The 16,487-nt window shown below is 40.3% G+C and carries 10 protein-coding genes, 2 rRNA genes and 1 pseudogene; 10 read left to right on the top strand and 3 right to left on the bottom strand.

The features are described 5' to 3' along the window. Nucleotides 1–40 precede the first annotated feature (40 nt). Complete coding sequence (locus tag I5776_RS16115; protein WP_281397252.1) at nucleotides 41–1,789, top strand: ABC transporter ATP-binding protein; 1,749 nt, start codon at nucleotides 41–43, stop codon at nucleotides 1,787–1,789. Nucleotides 1,790–1,838: 49 nt separating this feature from the next. Here the strand turns inward: I5776_RS16115 and I5776_RS16110 are convergent, their stop codons facing one another. Next, nucleotides 1,839–2,918, bottom strand: coding sequence for an FUSC family protein (locus tag I5776_RS16110; RefSeq protein ID WP_202777365.1), 1,080 nt, complete (start codon nucleotides 2,916–2,918; stop codon nucleotides 1,839–1,841). Nucleotides 2,919–3,945: 1,027 nt separating this feature from the next. Beyond that, the gene (locus tag I5776_RS16105) at nucleotides 3,946–5,232 is read right to left on the bottom strand and encodes a glutamate-1-semialdehyde 2,1-aminomutase (RefSeq protein ID WP_202777364.1); all 1,287 of its coding nucleotides are present in this window, start codon (nucleotides 5,230–5,232) and stop codon (nucleotides 3,946–3,948) included. A 144-nt stretch (nucleotides 5,233–5,376) separates the two neighbouring features. On the opposite strand from I5776_RS16105, the gene I5776_RS16100 reads away from it, so the two are divergent. The 6 genes and pseudogenes from I5776_RS16100 to I5776_RS16075 all read left to right on the top strand — a co-directional run bounded on the left by I5776_RS16100 (nucleotide 5,377) and on the right by I5776_RS16075 (nucleotide 10,018). Next, nucleotides 5,377–5,796, top strand: a complete 420-nt coding sequence (locus tag I5776_RS16100) for a potassium channel family protein (protein WP_202777363.1) — start codon at nucleotides 5,377–5,379, stop codon at nucleotides 5,794–5,796. 66 nt (nucleotides 5,797–5,862) lie between these two features. Further along, nucleotides 5,863–6,333: a thioredoxin-dependent thiol peroxidase gene (bcp, locus tag I5776_RS16095; protein ID WP_202777362.1), complete on the top strand. Its 471-nt coding sequence runs from the start codon at nucleotides 5,863–5,865 to the stop codon at nucleotides 6,331–6,333. A gap of 186 nt (nucleotides 6,334–6,519) precedes the next feature. Then, a complete protein-coding gene (locus tag I5776_RS16090; protein ID WP_202777361.1) occupies nucleotides 6,520–7,470 on the top strand; it encodes a D-2-hydroxyacid dehydrogenase in 951 nt (316 codons plus the stop codon). A 1-nt stretch (nucleotide 7,471) separates the two neighbouring features. Then, entirely contained in the window at nucleotides 7,472–8,023 is a 552-nt protein-coding gene (locus I5776_RS16085) for a cob(I)yrinic acid a,c-diamide adenosyltransferase (protein WP_202777360.1), read from the top strand. A 92-nt stretch (nucleotides 8,024–8,115) separates the two neighbouring features. Beyond that, nucleotides 8,116–8,556 carry a peroxide-responsive transcriptional repressor PerR gene (perR, locus tag I5776_RS16080; protein ID WP_066226474.1) on the top strand — a complete coding sequence of 147 codons (441 nt, stop codon included), beginning with the start codon at nucleotides 8,116–8,118 and terminating at the stop codon, nucleotides 8,554–8,556. Between the two features lie 114 nt (nucleotides 8,557–8,670). Beyond that, nucleotides 8,671–10,018 (top strand): annotated as a pseudogene (locus I5776_RS16075) (IS3 family transposase). A gap of 59 nt (nucleotides 10,019–10,077) precedes the next feature. On the opposite strand, the gene I5776_RS16070 reads toward I5776_RS16075, so the two are convergent. After that, nucleotides 10,078–10,428: a YgzB family protein gene (locus tag I5776_RS16070; protein ID WP_202777359.1), complete on the bottom strand. Its 351-nt coding sequence runs from the start codon at nucleotides 10,426–10,428 to the stop codon at nucleotides 10,078–10,080. Nucleotides 10,429–10,607: 179 nt separating this feature from the next. On the opposite strand from I5776_RS16070, the gene I5776_RS16065 reads away from it, so the two are divergent. The 3 genes from I5776_RS16065 (at nucleotide 10,608) to I5776_RS16055 (ending at nucleotide 16,444) form a co-directional block, all read left to right on the top strand. Then, complete coding sequence (locus tag I5776_RS16065) at nucleotides 10,608–11,480, top strand: nucleotidyltransferase-like protein (protein ID WP_202777358.1); 873 nt, start codon at nucleotides 10,608–10,610, stop codon at nucleotides 11,478–11,480. A gap of 230 nt (nucleotides 11,481–11,710) precedes the next feature. After that, nucleotides 11,711–13,267: ribosomal RNA gene (locus I5776_RS16060) — 16S ribosomal RNA — on the top strand. Between the two features lie 223 nt (nucleotides 13,268–13,490). Continuing rightward, nucleotides 13,491–16,444 (top strand): 23S ribosomal RNA (locus tag I5776_RS16055). The 16S and 23S rRNA genes sit together here, the layout of an rRNA operon. The last annotated feature ends 43 nt before the right edge of the window (nucleotides 16,445–16,487 follow it).

Here is a 16,487-nt window from a genome sequence, read left to right as displayed (position 1 = left end):
AATAATCGTACAGCAAGAGAGGGAAATAGGAGGTAACATTTTGAGTAGTACAAAAAGATATATGAAGTTTGTTAAACCGTACACACTTCAAATTATTGGAACATTAATTATCGGATTAATTAAATTTGCTATTCCATTACTAATACCGGTGATTATTAAATATGTGATTGATGGAATCGTGACAAAGCACGGTTTGTCGGTAGATGAAAAAACATCTAAATTGATATTTACGATGTCAATTATGTTAGGGGTCTTTATTGTGTTAAGACCGCCCATTGAGTTTTACCGTCAATATTTTGCGCAATGGACATCGAGTAAAATTTTATATGATATACGCGATCGTTTGTTTACACATTTACAAAAACTGAGCTTTAAATATTATTCGAATACGCGTGCAGGGGAAGTTATATCGCGGGTAATTAATGATGTGGAACAAACGAAGGATTTTGTTATTACAGGACTAATGAATGTATGGCTCGATGCAGCCACAATCTTAATCGCGGTTTCAATTATGTTCACGATGGATGTTCCGTTAACAATCGTATCGTTGATTGTTTTTCCATTATACGCGATTTCAGTGAAATACTTTTTTGGAAATCTGCGTAAGTTTACCCGGGTTCGTTCCCAAGCCCTTGCGGAAGTTCAAGGGTATTTACATGAACGTGTACAGGGGATGCCGGTTATTAAAAGCTTTGCTATCGAAGATCATGAGCAAGAGCGTTTTCGCGTTCATAATAAGAACTTTCTTGATAAAGCATTACAGCATACTAGATGGACCGCTAAGGCATTTTCGGTTGTAAATACATTAACAGATATTGCGCCGCTAATTGTCATTGGTTTTGCTGGTTATCAAGCCATCCATGGACATTTATCCATTGGGACGATGGCTGCTTTTATTGCTTATATCGATCGATTGTATAGCCCGTTACGTCGATTAGTGAACTCCGGTACAACGCTAACACAATCGATTGCTTCAATGGACCGTGTGTTTGAATTAATTGATGAAAAATATGATATTGATGACGCACCAAATGCAATTGAATGCCGAAATGTAAAAGGAAACATTTCGTTTAACCATGTCAATTTTTCATATAATGACAAAGATTTATCGGTGTTAAATGATATTAATTTAGATGTTCGTGCCGGTGAAACGATTGCCTTAGTCGGTATGAGCGGCGGAGGGAAGTCCTCCTTAGTCAGCTTAATCCCTCGATTTTATGATGTAACAGGAGGGGAAATTCTTCTCGATGGGACGGATATCCGTCATTTTAAAGTAAGAAGTTTAAGGGATAAAATTGGGATGGTTTTACAAGATAATATTTTATTCAGTGAATCGGTGAAATTAAATATTTTATTAGGAAAACCTGATGCAACGGATGAAGAGGTAATTGAAGCGGCAAAAGCAGCGAATGCCCATGAATTTATTACAAATCTTGTTGATGGATACGATACAAAAGTAGGGGAACGAGGAGTGAAGCTTTCTGGAGGACAAAAACAAAGAATTGCGATTGCCCGTGTGTTTTTGAAAAATCCACCTATTTTAATATTAGATGAAGCGACTTCGGCACTTGATTTGGAAAGTGAGCATTTCATTCAAGAAGCATTAGAAAAGTTAGCGAAAGATCGTACAACTTTCATCGTCGCCCATCGGCTTTCGACCATTACACATGCCGACCGGATTGTATTGATTGAGCATGGAAACATTGTTGAAATGGGCTCCCATAATGAATTAATGGCCGAGCAAGGACATTATTATAATTTGTTCCAAGTGCAGCAGTTGGATTCTTAGTAGAAGAAGCCCAAGATCTTAATTCAACAAGGATCTTGGGCTTCTATTTTCATTCTTCATTTTCTTCTTCAATCGACACTTCATTTGCATCCTTATGGAAATTTCGGAAGCTCTCGATTAAGATACTTAAATGCATTAATTGCTTGTGATAATCAACCATTGCCGATAAGAATCTCATTAAATGATAGGACTGCTGATCGCTTCGAAATGCTTTATCCTTCAATTCGTCTAAAAAGAGTTCCAATAATTCCTCTTGTTGCGCCTCGAATTTTTTATCTTCTAAATCGTTATGACTCACTTTCCCTAAAAATTGAAAAAGCAATTTTTGATGTTCATTCATTAAAAAATCGAGTCGTTCTTGTATTTGCAACTGTATGGTTTCGGGTAGGAGCTTTAACTCATGTTCATAACGATGAAGTAATTTTAAAATATCAAAACTATCCTGCAGAGCAGAAACCATTTGTCGATAAATGACTGTTTTCCGTTTCTTTTCAATCGTGCTCTTTTTAAAATAGCTTCGTTCCTCGTTAAATAAAGTATAAAATAAATTAACCTTGACTAAACGTTCTCGTATTTTTTCAATTTCTTTTTTCATTAAATGATGTTCTGAAGCATGCATTGAGATCAATCGAATCAATTTAAAAATATCTTCAGTTAAATGTGACATACGATGATAAAGCTTCGTCTCATATTTTGGCGGTAAGAAAATTAAATTAACAACGAATGCTGATAAAATACCGATTAGAATCGTAGAGAACCGGATCCAGGCGAATTGCAGGAAGTGCTCTCCGGGCGATTCAAGAATAACAATCATTGTCACTAATCCTAAACTAATACTGTTTTCGAGCTTCAATTTAAGCATAATAATTATGGTGATAAGTGCAGCTAATCCAACAATAATATAATTATTTTCAAAAACTAATCCGAAAGCAACAGCGACGATTGCTCCTATAATATTCCCTTGAACTTGTTCAAGGATGGATAAATAGGAACGGTAAATCGTAGGTTTTATCGCAAAAATGGCAGCAATTCCAGCAAATACTGGCGAGGGCATCCCAATTAACTTTGCGATATATAATGCTAAAACAATTGCAATTCCCGTTTTAAAAATGCGGGCACCAAGCTTCATGAGTCTTTTGATTCCTTTCTCGTAAAAAACGCCTTATATTTTTCTTTCTTTATATATACCACATAAGCATCAAATTAGTAATATACAGTGTCAACGTTAGAATATCAAGAAAAAAATTATGGCTTTATTCGACAATATTTTGTATAGATAAAGAATTATTTGTTTTTAATCATCAATAAAATCAAAATAGACCCGTATGGAGGTACATCATGAGTCAAAAATAGCAAAAGAAGTACCTCATGAATCTGTATGGAGGTATATGGTAGGTTAAAAAAGGAAAAGAAGTAGCTCATGAACCTGTATAGAGGAACATCATAAGTTAAAAAACCAAAAGAAGTACTTCATAAACCCGTATGGAGGTATATGGTAGGTTAAAAAAGGAAAAGAAGTGCCTCATAAACCTGATTGGAGGTACATCATTAGTTAAAAAACCAAAAGAAGTACTTCATAAACCCGTATGGAGGTAGATGGTAGGTTAAAAAAGGAAAAGAAGTAGCTCATAAACCTATTTGGAGGTACATCATAAGTCAAAAAACCAAAAGAAGTACTTCATGAACCCGAATGAGGTATATTGTGGCATAAAAAAAGGAAAAGAAGTGCCTCAAAAACCTGTTTGGAGGTACATCATAAGTAAAAAAAACAAAAGAAGTACTTCATGAACCCGTATGGAGGTATATGGTAGGTTAAAAAAGGAAAAGAAGTGCCTCATAAACCTGTTTGGAGGTACATCATAAGTTAAAAAACCAAAAGAAGTACTTCATGAACCCGAATGAGGTATATTGTGGCTTAAAAAAAGGAAAAGAAGTGCCCCATAAACCTGTTTGGAGGCACATCATAAGTCAAAAAACCAAAAGAAGTACTTTATGAACATGGATGGAGGTACATCATAGGATAAAACAGCAAAAGAAATACCCTAAGCTAGAACCACGACAAAAGTGCACGTAAAGCTCACTTGGAAAAATGGACTAAAAGTAAAATCCCGACATAGAATACATGTCGGGGCTGAGTGATGCGCTTGTTGTTTTTCTTATAGTTTTGAAAAAGCATTTTCTACTGCTTGGATGGTTTCTTTAATATCCTCTTCCGTGTGGGCAGTTGTTATAAACCATGCTTCATATTTTGATGGTGCTAGGTTAATTCCTTGTTCGAGCATTAGCTTGAAGAATTTCGCGAACATTTCTCCGTCTGTTGCTTCGGCTTGTTTGTAATTTACTACTTTTTCTTTCGTGAAGTATACGGTAAGTGCACCTTTTAGACGGTTGATAGTAATCGGTGTATTGTATTTTTCGGCCGCATCTAAAATTCCTTTTTCTAATAGAGCACCTAGCTGATCCAGACGATCATACACTCCGTCTTCTTTTAATACTTCTAAACAAGCAATCCCTGAGAGAATGGATGCTGGGTTTCCAGCCATTGTTCCTGCTTGATAGGCAGGTCCTAATGGAGCGACTTTTTCCATGATTTCTTTTTTACCGCCATAGGCGCCGATTGGCAGACCGCCACCGATAATTTTTCCCATTGCCGTTAAATCAGGAGTCACGCCTAATAAATTTTGCGCGCCGCCATACATAAAACGGAAGGCAGTGATGACTTCATCATAAATTACAAGAGCCCCAGCCTGATGAGTAACTTCGTTGACCTGTTCTAAAAATCCTGGATGAGGTTCAACGATACCGAAATTACCAACGATCGGTTCGACTAAAACAGCAGCAATCTCGTTTCCCCATTTTTCCATTGCAACTTTAAATGGTTCAATATCATTAAATGGAACGGTGATCACTTCTTTTGCAATACTTTTTGGAACGCCGGCAGAGTCAGGCATTCCTAGTTGTGACGGTCCAGAGCCTGCCGCAACTAGTACTAGATCTGAATGCCCATGATAGCAGCCTTCAAATTTAATGATTTTATCACGACCAGTATACGCACGTGCGACACGAATCGTTGTCATCACCGCTTCTGTTCCTGAGTTCACAAAACGAACTTTATCAAGAGATGGCATGGCTCCTTTGAGCATTTTTGCAAAGTCTACTTCAAACGGAGTTGGTGTGCCATATAATACTCCATTTTCAGCAGCTGTTTTAATTGCTTCTGTAATATGCGGGTGAGCATGTCCTGTAATAATTGGACCGTATGCTGCAAGATAATCGATATAACGATTATCATCAACATCCCAGAAATAAGCACCTTTTGCTCGTTTCATAGCAACAGGTGCTCCTCCGCCAACGGCTTTATACGAGCGAGAAGGACTATTTACGCCTCCAACAATATGCTCTAATGCCTCAGTATGTAAATGATTGGAATTAGAAAAATTCATTAGCTTTCCTCCTAGTTTAAACCTCTTTCATATTGTAGTACCTAAACGTATATGTGTCCAATAAGCGAAATGTTCTTCTCATACATTCGAGTCGCAGTGAGTACAATAGAATGACAAGCTATTTGGAAAAATGGGGGAGAAAAGATGATCTATCTTCTTATGATTGCGGTAATCATTTGTATATTCATGAGTTTAAGGACATTATTTTTCCCCTCTAAACTCAAGCACAAACTCGTTTCTTTTGATAATTTCCTTTTCTTAGGTTCAACATATAGTGTCATTATGATCGGTTTTGGACTATTATTTATGTTGTTGGAAATAAAAGGATTTAATGTAATTGCCGAACAAGGTTCGCATTTTTCAGGGAACTATATCGAAAAATTAAACTCCTCGATGTATTTAAGTGCTATAACGTTATTTTCAGTTGGGTATGGGGATATTGTACCGATTGGAATTGGGAGAATATTGGTTGTTTTAGAGGCATTAATCGGATATACAATTCCAGCTGCCTTTGTCGTTAAATCGGTCATCGATTACGAACAAAATAACGAAATAAAAAAGTAAATGATTTGCGATGACACACCGCTTTCATGTAGGCTCGTAATAAACGCAGTTAAAGGAGGAAAATTAATGACAATACAAGTTGGCGAAACAGCACCAGCATTTGCATTAGAAAATAACAACGGAGAAATTGTAAAATTAACTGATTATATAGGAAAAAAACATGTCGTATTATATTTCTATCCAAAAGATATGACACCTGGATGTACAACGGAAGCATGCGACTTTCGTGATCAACATAAAAGCTTCGAGGAGCTCGACGCGGTTATCTTTGGTGTGAGTCCGGATCCTATTGAAAAACATCAAAAGTTCATCGACAAATACAGTCTTCCATTCCAATTACTAGTTGACAGTGATCACAAAGTTGCTGAGGAATATGACGTATGGAAGCTAAAGAAAAACTTTGGAAAAGAATATATGGGAATTGAACGTTCTACATTTATTATCAATAAAGATGGAAAGCTCGTGAAAGAATGGCGAAAAGTGAAAGTTGATGGACACGTAGAAGAGGCGCTTTCGTATATTAAGGAAAATCTTTAGTATTCATTGCCTATTTTTACATAATAGTGGCTTCTGTCCATTCCAAACAGTTGAAAATACATACTGTATAGTAGGGCATACCTCCTCAGAAAAAAACTTCGGACCGATTGATATCGGTCCATTTTTTATTGCGTTTAAGGAGAATTATTTATGATAAGATGGAAGTAAAAGGGGAGGATGGATGTTATGAAAATTGTATTTACCTTTGAACCACCAACCGAAATGGCAAATGAGTTACGTTCTTCTTTTCCAACCGTCGAATTTCACTTTTTCCAAAATGTGAATCTCGCTGAACAGGAAATGGAAAGCTCTGAAGTGATTGTGACATATGGAGAAGATTTGACTGCTAAGCATATTGAAAGAGCGGCTGAATTAAAGTGGATCATGGTGACTTCTGCAGGGATAGAAAGAATGCCATTAAAAGCGATAAAAGAAAAAAACGTATTAGTAACGAATGCTAGAGGTATCCACAAAACGCCAATGGCGGAATTTACAATCGGATTACTCCTCGACTACGCAAGAAATTTTCAATGGCAATGGAAAAACCAACAGCAGCAAATTTGGGATAAAACTATTCCTCAAGCCGAGTTAAATAATCAATCCATTGCAATTGTAGGTGCCGGGGCAATTGGTCAAGAAATCGCTCGTCTTGCTAAAGCATTTCGAATGAATGTTTTCGGAATTAATAGCAGTGGAAGGATAAAAGAAAATTTTGATGAAATGTATTCATTGGAAAATATTCCCGATGCGCTCGAAAAGGCCGATTATGTTGTATCGATTTTACCTAGTACGGAGCAAACGATTCATTTTTACCAAATGAATCACTTTGAAAAAATGAAAAATACAGCGGTATTTATTAATCTTGGCAGAGGGGATGTCGTAAAAGAGGAAATCCTGATTGAGGCGTTGAATAAAAAAGAGATTGCCCATGCTTATTTAGATGTATTTCAAATAGAACCATTACCTAAAAAACATCCACTATGGGGAATGGACAATGTTACGATTACCCCACACATTTCGAGCACAACAAAAAATTATTTACCTAGAGCATTAGATATATTCCAAAAGAATTTACATACATATATATATAATAAGGGTCAATTTATTAATGTAATTGATTCTGAAAGGGGATATTAAGATGAGAATCTACACTAAATCCGGCGATAAAGGAACTACATCCCTCGTCTACGGTCAACGAATTCCTAAAAATGATTTACGTGTTGAGGCGTATGGAACCTGTGATGAAGCCAATTCAATGATCGGGCTTGCGATGAGCCATTTGCAAACGTCTTCTTTTGCAAACAAGGAAGAGGTAAATGAAGCATTCCATAAAATTCAAACAACCCTTTTTCATGTTGGAGCGGAATTGGCTACACCTGAAGGAAAAGAAGTAAAGTGGAAACTAAAAGATGAAGATATACAGGATTTAGAACATACTATTGATAAATGGGATGCTTCATTAGAACCTCTCAAAAACTTTATCCTCCCGGGAGGACACCCTGCAGGTGCTTCGTTACATTGTGCCCGCACGGTCATCAGAAGAGCTGAACGCTGTGCTGTTGCTATAGAGAATGTGAATCCATTAGTTCTTGCTTATTTGAATCGTCTTTCCGATTTCTTATTTGTCGCTGCAAGGTATATTAATAGTGGATTGGGAGAACAAGAAAAGACGTTGCATCAAGGTTCTTAACAGTTGATATTATTGACAAATACGCCTGTTCATTAGTAAACTAATTATAACGATTTTAAAATAATAATAAATTCTATTTAGAAAAGAGGTGCATGACGGTGTCTGAACATCAAATCAAAGAAGCAATTGAAACTTTGAAAGAAACCGGAGTTCGTATCACACCACAACGTCATGCGATACTGGAGTATTTAATTCAATCAATGTCACACCCAACAGCCGATGAAATTTATAAAGCACTTGAAGGGAAATTCCCTAATATGAGTGTGGCCACCGTATATAATAATTTACGTGTATTTCGTGAAGTTGGTCTCGTGAAGGAACTAACTTACGGAGATGCTTCAAGTCGTTTTGACTTTGTCACAACAAGTCATTACCATGTTATTTGTGAAAACTGCGGTAAAATTGTCGACTTCCATTATCCTGGGTTAGATGAGGTTGAACAACTAGCATCACATGTTACAGGATTTAAAGTGAGCCATCATCGCATGGAAATCTACGGTACATGCCCGGATTGTAATAAAGAAGTACATTAAAAAAAAGAATGGCGCGATACTTAAAATGTACCCTATAGAGTGGACACTTAAAAAAAGTGTCTTTCTATAGGGTTCTTTTTGTATAATTAAGAAAAAAATAGACTGGGGAAAATTATGAGTAAAAAGTTTTTTACAGAAAGAGAGATAAAACTACTATCAGGAAATCCTTATGTAAAATCTGTTAGTTCAAAGGGAATTACTTATACAGATGAATTTAAGGAACTATTAGTTACTGAGAATAGTAAAGGCAAGTTGCCAAGGGAAATATTTGAGGAATGTGGATTTGATATTAATGTTATTGGTAAGAAAAGAATGCAGTCAGCAGCGGATAGATGGCGTATAGCTTATCGAGAGAATGGAGTAAGTGGTTTAACTGATACTAGGAAAACAAACTCGGGTAGACCTTCGGAAAGAGAACTTACACTTGAGGAGAAATATGCTCGTTTAGAGGCTCAAAACAACTTATTAAAGGCAGAAAATGAATTGCTAAAAAAGATCAGATTTGCAGAAAGGGGGTTAAAGAAAAACAAATAGCTTTACAGCCATACCAGAAGTATTTACTCATTCGTTCTGTTATAGAGAAATACAAACTTTACAGAATGACTAGTTATTTATGCGATTTAGCTGGCGTATCTAGAAGCGGATATTATAAATACTTTACTATACTTCAGTGGAAAAAAAAAAAAAAAAAAGAAATCAAAGAGAAGTGAAAGATCAAAAGGTCAAGGAAATTGTTTTAAAGGCTTTTAATTTTAAAAAACGCAAAAAAGGGGCTCGTCAAATCAAGATGACATTGGAGGGTCAATTTAATGTTGTCTACAATTTAAAGCGTATTAGACGAATAATGAAGAAATACAATATTATTTGCCCTATTAGAAAAGCAAATCCATATAGACGAATTATGAAGGCTACACAGGAACATAGAGTAGTACCCAACCTTTTAAATCGTGAATTTAAACAGGATATCCCATACAAAGTTCTTCTAACAGATATCACTTATTTATTTTTCAGTAAAGGTCAGAAAGCTTACTTATCTGCGATAAAAGATGGATCCACAGGAGAGATATTAGCCTATCATGTATCCGATCGGATGACTATTAATTTAGCTACAGACACCCTTAAAAGACTACAAAAAATAAACATTTTAAGAAAGCAAAAAAGATGCCTTAATCCACTCAGATCAGGAGTACATTATACACATCCAAATTTTCAAAAATCAGTTAAGAAACTAGGATTGCGACAATCTATGTCAAGAAGAGGAAACTGTTGGGATAACGCTCCTCAGGAGTCATTCTTTGGCCATCTTAAAGATGAAGCCTCTATTAAAGCATGTACAACACTAGATGAATTGAAAAGAGAAATTAAGCAGTACATGGCCTATTATAATCATTACAGATATCAATGGAATCTAAAAAAGATGACCCCTGTTCAATACAGAGATCATCTTCTTAGAACTGCCTAACCTTTTTTAAAAATGTCCTTTACAAAGGGTACATTTTAACTAATCGAGCCATTCTTTTTTTATTGCTGTTTTTTACGGTTATAGTTTTCATCAAAATCCTTGCCTTCTAAATTCGGATCTAATGTTAATGGTTCACGGCAATGCATACACATATCAACCCGGCCGAGAAGCTTCGTCGGCTTTTTGCAATTTGGACAAACAACTTGAACCGCTTTTGTTGAAAGCATCCCAATCCAGAAATAAACAACCGTACTGGCAATGATGCTTAACAATCCTAATACCATAAAGATAGTCATGACAATTGGATGAGTCCGGAAGAAGATTCCGAAATACATAATGATAAATCCTATAAATATCAAACTTAACGCAAATGTGCGTATTTTATTAATTTTATTCGAATATTTAGCCATGTTCGTCCCTCCTAAATGTAATATACCATAAATGTGTAACGATGGGACATAAGCAGTAATTAGCGGATGTGACAAAACAACGATTTTTGTGTTTAAGCAAAAACAACTTTTCAAATAGCAGGAAATTTATTATCATTGTCGAAGTAATATCCTTACTAGATATTTTGGAGGAATTGAATATGGAGGACATCCTTCGCCCCATCTATCAAGAAAGGGCGAGCCAAGCAAATACGTTAGCCGTACTAAGCATTGAAAAAAAACTTAATGAAGGAACTGTAACAGATACGTTCGATACAGTCCTATTAATGATTGTAAAGGAATTAGAAGTCCCGGTTTATATAAAGCACTACACCTATGAAAATAAAAAAGCAGCTCTACATATAGTTAGAGAAAATCAATTAAAAGAATGGTTATTACTCGGCTCTAATCGAAAAATTGTAGAATGGATCACTCAGGGAAAAGTACTGTTTGACCGCAATGAGTATATGGCAAATTTAAAAAATGAATTAAGAGATTTTCCTTTCTATGAGCGAAAATTTAAAATTGGACTTGAATTTGCTAAACTTATTCGCCGATATGTGGACGGAAAAGTCTTTTTCGATAATAAACAATATCTTGATGCATATAATCATGTTGTACATGCTCTGCATCATCTTGCACGACTTGCCGTCATCGAAAATGGGTTTCATCCCGAAATTACAGTATGGAATCAAGTGAAACAAATTGAACCAGAAATTTTCAAACTCTATGAAGAATTAATAACAAGTGACGAAACAATTGAAAAAAGATTAGAACTCCTTTTCTTAGCAAGTGAGTTTTTAATCCATTCTAGAACCCGTTTTTCTGCATCACATTTATTAGAGATTATGGAAGAGAAAGATGAATGGACGATAAACGAATTGTTATCAAACCAAACGTTAAGTCATTACAGTGTTGATTTAGGGATATTAATTGAATTTTTAATAGAAAAATCATTCATTGAAGAAGTAATAGTCGAGACAAAAGGGCAAGATATTTATCACCGTCATTACCGAGTAAAAAAATTATCGTAAAATATTAATTTAAGTATTGACGAATTGATAGTAACTTGGTATATTAATAAACGTCGCTGCTGAACTAACGAATTCAGCAGTGATAAAAAAATAAAAAAGTTATTGACAAAAAGTAAACAACTTGATATGATAATAAAGTCGCTGTCGCAAGATAGTTGACAATTGATCTTTGAAAACTGAACAAAACGAAACGTCAATAAATTAACTTTTTAGAGCTATTTCAAACATCTTTTTTGGAGAGTTTGATCCTGGCTCAGGACGAACGCTGGCGGCGTGCCTAATACATGCAAGTCGAGCGAACTTGATGGGAGCTTGCTCCCTGAGAGTTAGCGGCGGACGGGTGAGTAACACGTGGGTAACCTGCCTGTAAGACTGGGATAACTCCGGGAAACCGGGGCTAATACCGGATAATTTTTTCCTTCGCATGAAGGAGAATTGAAAGGTGGCACTAGCTATCACTTACAGATGGACCCGCGGCGCATTAGCTAGTTGGTGAGGTAACGGCTCACCAAGGCGACGATGCGTAGCCGACTTGAGAGGGTGATCGGCCACACTGGGACTGAGACACGGCCCAGACTCCTACGGGAGGCAGCAGTAGGGAATCTTCCGCAATGGACGAAAGTCTGACGGAGCAACGCCGCGTGAGTGATGAAGGTTTTCGGATCGTAAAACTCTGTTGTTAGGGAAGAACAAGTATCGTTCGAATAGGGCGGTACCTTGACGGTACCTAACCAGAAAGCCCACGGCTAACTACGTGCCAGCAGCCGCGGTAATACGTAGGTGGCAAGCGTTGTCCGGAATTATTGGGCGTAAAGCGCGCGCGCGCGCAGGCGGTTTCTTAAGTCTGATGTGAAAGCCCACGGCTCAACCGTGGAGGGTCATTGAAACTGGGAGACTTGAGTGCAGAAGAGAAGAGCGGAATTCCACGTGTAGCGGTGAAATGCGTAGAGATGTGGAGGAACACCAGTGGCGAAGGCGGCTCTTTGGTCTGTAACTGACGCTGAGGCGCGAAAGCGTGGGGAGCGAACAGGATTAGATACCCTGGTAGTCCACGCCGTAAACGATGAGTGCTAAGTGTTAGAGGGTTTCCGCCCTTTAGTGCTGCAGCTAACGCATTAAGCACTCCGCCTGGGGAGTACGCAGTAAGGCTGAAACTCAAAGGAATTGACGGGGCACACACAAGCGGTGGAGCATGTGGTTTAATTCGAAGCAACGCGAAGAACCTTACCAGGTCTTGACATCCTCTTGCCCTCCCTAGAGATAGGGATTTCCCTTCGGGGACAAGAGTGACAGGTGGTGCATGGTTGTCGTCAGCTCGTGTCGTGAGATGTTGGGTTAAGTCCCGCAACGAGCGCAACCCTTGACCTTAGTTGCCAGCATTTAGTTGGGCACTCTAAGGTGACTGCCGGTGACAAACCGGAGGAAGGTGGGGATGACGTCAAATCATCATGCCCCTTATGACCTGGGCTACACACGTGCTACAATGGATGGTACAAAGGGTTGCTAGACCGCGAGGTTACGCCAATCCCATAAAACCATTCTCAGTTCGGATTGTAGGCTGCAACTCGCCTACATGAAGCCGGAATCGCTAGTAATCGCGGATCAGCATGCCGCGGTGAATACGTTCCCGGTACTTTGTACACACCGCCCGTCACACCACGAGAGTTTGTAACACCCGAAGTCGGTGAGGTAACCTTTGGAGCCAGCCGCCGAAGGTGGGACAGATGATTGGGGTGAAGTCGTAACAAGGTAGCCGTATCGGAAGGTGCGGCTGGATCACCTCCTTTCTAAGGAATATGGAAGACCACTGACGTGGTTACAAAAAAGACGCTTTCGTTTTGTTCAGTTTTGAGAGGTTAATTCCTTTCAAACTAATAGAGGTGAATTAGAAGTTTATTATTCGCCAAATTGTTCTTTGAAAACTAGATAATATGAGAAATAACCAAGTAATAACCGAGAATCGCCACTTTATGGATGAATCCATTAAGTAAGTAATAAACAACCTTTTTAGGTTAAGTTAATAAGGGCGCACGGTGAATGCCTTGGCACTAGGAGCCGATGAAGGACGGGACTAACACCGATATGCTTCGGGGAGCTGTAAGCAAGCTTTGATCCGGAGATTTCCGAATGGGGGAACCCACTGCCCGTAATGGGGTAGTATCCTTACTTGAATACATAGAGTATGGAAGGCAGACCCGGGGAACTGAAACATCTAAGTATCCGGAGGAAGAGAAAGCAAACGCGATTTCCTGAGTAGCGGCGAGCGAAACGGAAGAAGCCCAAACCAAGAGGCTTGCCTCTTGGGGTTGTAGGACACTCTATACGGAGTTACAAAGGAACGGAGTAAATGAAGAGGTCTGGAAAGGCCCGTCAAAGAAGGTAACAACCCTGTAGTTGAAACTTCGTTCCCTCCAGAGTGGATCCTGAGTACGGCGGGACACGTGAAATCCCGTCGGAAGCAGGGAGGACCATCTCCCAAGGCTAAATACTCCCTAGTGACCGATAGTGAACCAGTACCGTGAGGGAAAGGTGAAAAGCACCCCGGGAGGGGAGTGAAAGAGAACCTGAAACCGTGTGCCTACAAGTAGTTAGAGCCCTGTGCGTATTTCCTTCGGAAAGACGCCGGGTGATAGCGTGCCTTTTGTAGAATGAACCGGCGAGTTACGATTTCAAGCGAGGTTAAGCTGAAGAGGCGGAGCCGCAGCGAAAGCGAGTCTTAATAGGGCGAATGAGTTTGAGGTCGTAGACCCGAAACCAGGTGATCTACCCATGTCCAGGGTGAAGGTAAGGTAACACTTACTGGAGGCCCGAACCCACGCACGTTGAAAAGTGCGGGGATGAGGTGTGGGTAGCGGAGAAATTCCAATCGAACTTGGAGATAGCTGGTTCTCTCCGAAATAGCTTTAGGGCTAGCCTTAAGGTAAGAGTCTTGGAGGTAGAGCACTGTTTGGACTAGGGGCCCTCATCGGGTTACCGAATTCAGACAAACTCCGAATGCCAATGACTTATCCTTAGGAGTCAGACTGCGAGTGATAAGATCCGTAGTCAAAAGGGAAACAGCCCAGACCACCAGCTAAGGTCCCAAAGTATACGTTAAGTGGAAAAGGATGTGGAGTTGCTTAGACAACCAGGATGTTGGCTTAGAAGCAGCCACCATTTAAAGAGTGCGTAATAGCTCACTGGTCGAGTGACTCTGCGCCGAAAATGTACCGGGGCTAAACGTATCACCGAAGCTGTGGATGGACACCGTCTGGTGTCCGTGGTAGGAGAGCGTTCTAAGGGCTGAGAAGCTAGACCGTAAGGACTGGTGGAGCGCTTAGAAGTGAGAATGCCGGTATGAGTAGCGAAAGAAGGGTGAGAATCCCTTCCACCGAATGCCTAAGGTTTCCTGAGGAAGGCTCGTCCGCTCAGGGTTAGTCGGGACCTAAGCCGAGGCCGAAAGGCGTAGGCGATGGACAACAGGTTGATATTCCTGTACCACCTCTTCACCGTTTGAACGATGGGGGGACGCAGGAGGATAGGGTAAGCGCGCTGCTGGAATAGCGCGTCCAAGCAGTTAGAGGGGTGACGAGGCAAATCCCGTCACCATGTACCTTGAGCTGTGATGGCGAGGGAAATATAGTACCGAAGTTCCTGATTCCACACTGCCTAGAAAATCCTCTAGTGAGGTGAAAGGTGCCCGTACCGCAAACCGACACAGGTAGGCGAGGAGAGAATCCTAAGGTGAGCGAGAGAACTCTCGTTAAGGAACTCGGCAAAATGACCCCGTAACTTCGGGAGAAGGGGTGCTCTGTTAGGTGCAAGCCCGAGAGAGCCGCAGTGAATATACCAGGCGACTGTTTAGCAAAAACACAGGTCTCTGCGAAGCCGCAAGGCGAAGTATAGGGGCTGACGCCTGCCCGGTGCTGGAAGGTTAAGAGGAGAGGTTAGCGCAAGCGAAGCTTTGAATTGAAGCCCCAGTAAACGGCGGTACCGTAACTATAACGGTCCTAAGGTAGCGAAATTCCTTGTCAGGTAAGTTCTGACCCGCACGAAAGGCGCAACGATCTGGGCACTGTCTCAACGAGAGACTCGGTGAAATTATAGTACCTGTGAAGATGCAGGTTACCCGCGACAGGACGGAAAGACCCCGTGGAGCTTTACTGCAGCCTGATATTGAATTTTGGTACAGCTTGTACAGGATAGGTAGGAGCCTTTGAAGCCGGAGCGCCAGCTTCGGTGGAGGCGTCGGTGGGATACTACCCTGGCTGTATTGAAATTCTAACCCGCACCCCTGATCGGGGTGGGAGACAGTGTCAGGCGGGCAGTTTGACTGGGGCGGTCGCCTCCTAAAAGGTAACGGAGGCGCCCAAAGGTTCCCTCAGAATGGTTGGAAATCATTCGCAGAGTGTAAAGGCACAAGGGAGCTTGACTGCGAGACCTACAAGTCGAGCAGGGACGAAAGTCGGGCTTAGTGATCCGGTGGTTCCGCATGGAAGGGCCATCGCTCAACGGATAAAAGCTACCCCGGGGATAACAGGCTTATCTCCCCCAAGAGTCCACATCGACGGGGAGGTTTGGCACCTCGATGTCGGCTCATCGCATCCTGGGGCTGTAGTCGGTCCCAAGGGTTGGGCTGTTCGCCCATTAAAGCGGTACGCGAGCTGGGTTCAGAACGTCGTGAGACAGTTCGGTCCCTATCCGTCGTGGGCGTAGGAAATTTGAGAGGAGCTGTCCTTAGTACGAGAGGACCGGGATGGACGCACCGCTGGTGTACCAGTTGTCTTGCCAAAGGCATCGCTGGGTAGCTATGTGCGGAAGGGATAAGTGCTGAAAGCATCTAAGCATGAAGCCCCCCTCAAGATGAGATTTCCCTTAGTTTATCTAAATAAGACCCCTGAAAGATGATCAGGTTGATAGGTTCGAGGTGGAAGTGTGGCGACACATGGAGCTGACGAATACTAATCGGTCGAAGACTTATCCTAATTTGATTTGAAGTTATTATGAAGTGTTTCTCATCTATCTAGT

Source organism: Heyndrickxia vini, from assembly GCF_016772275.1.
Taxonomy (GTDB): domain Bacteria; phylum Bacillota; class Bacilli; order Bacillales; family Bacillaceae_C; genus Heyndrickxia; species Heyndrickxia vini.
Note: the sequence above shows the minus strand (reverse complement) of the source record. Positions and strands in the feature narration are given on the sequence as shown.

Coding starts and splice junctions, on each gene's coding strand:
- I5776_RS16110 (WP_202777365.1), bottom strand. CDS start 2,918: ATGAAGCTTGGTGCCCGCATTTTTAAAACGGGAATTGCAATTGTTTTA.
- I5776_RS16105 (WP_202777364.1), bottom strand. CDS start 5,232: ATGAATTTTTCTAATTCCAATCATTTACATACTGAGGCATTAGAGCAT.
- I5776_RS16100 (WP_202777363.1), top strand. CDS start 5,377: ATGATCTATCTTCTTATGATTGCGGTAATCATTTGTATATTCATGAGT.
- bcp (WP_202777362.1), top strand. CDS start 5,863: ATGACAATACAAGTTGGCGAAACAGCACCAGCATTTGCATTAGAAAAT.
- I5776_RS16090 (WP_202777361.1), top strand. CDS start 6,520: ATGAAAATTGTATTTACCTTTGAACCACCAACCGAAATGGCAAATGAG.
- I5776_RS16085 (WP_202777360.1), top strand. CDS start 7,472: ATGAGAATCTACACTAAATCCGGCGATAAAGGAACTACATCCCTCGTC.
- perR (WP_066226474.1), top strand. CDS start 8,116: ATGACGGTGTCTGAACATCAAATCAAAGAAGCAATTGAAACTTTGAAA.
- I5776_RS16070 (WP_202777359.1), bottom strand. CDS start 10,428: ATGGCTAAATATTCGAATAAAATTAATAAAATACGCACATTTGCGTTA.
- I5776_RS16065 (WP_202777358.1), top strand. CDS start 10,608: ATGGAGGACATCCTTCGCCCCATCTATCAAGAAAGGGCGAGCCAAGCA.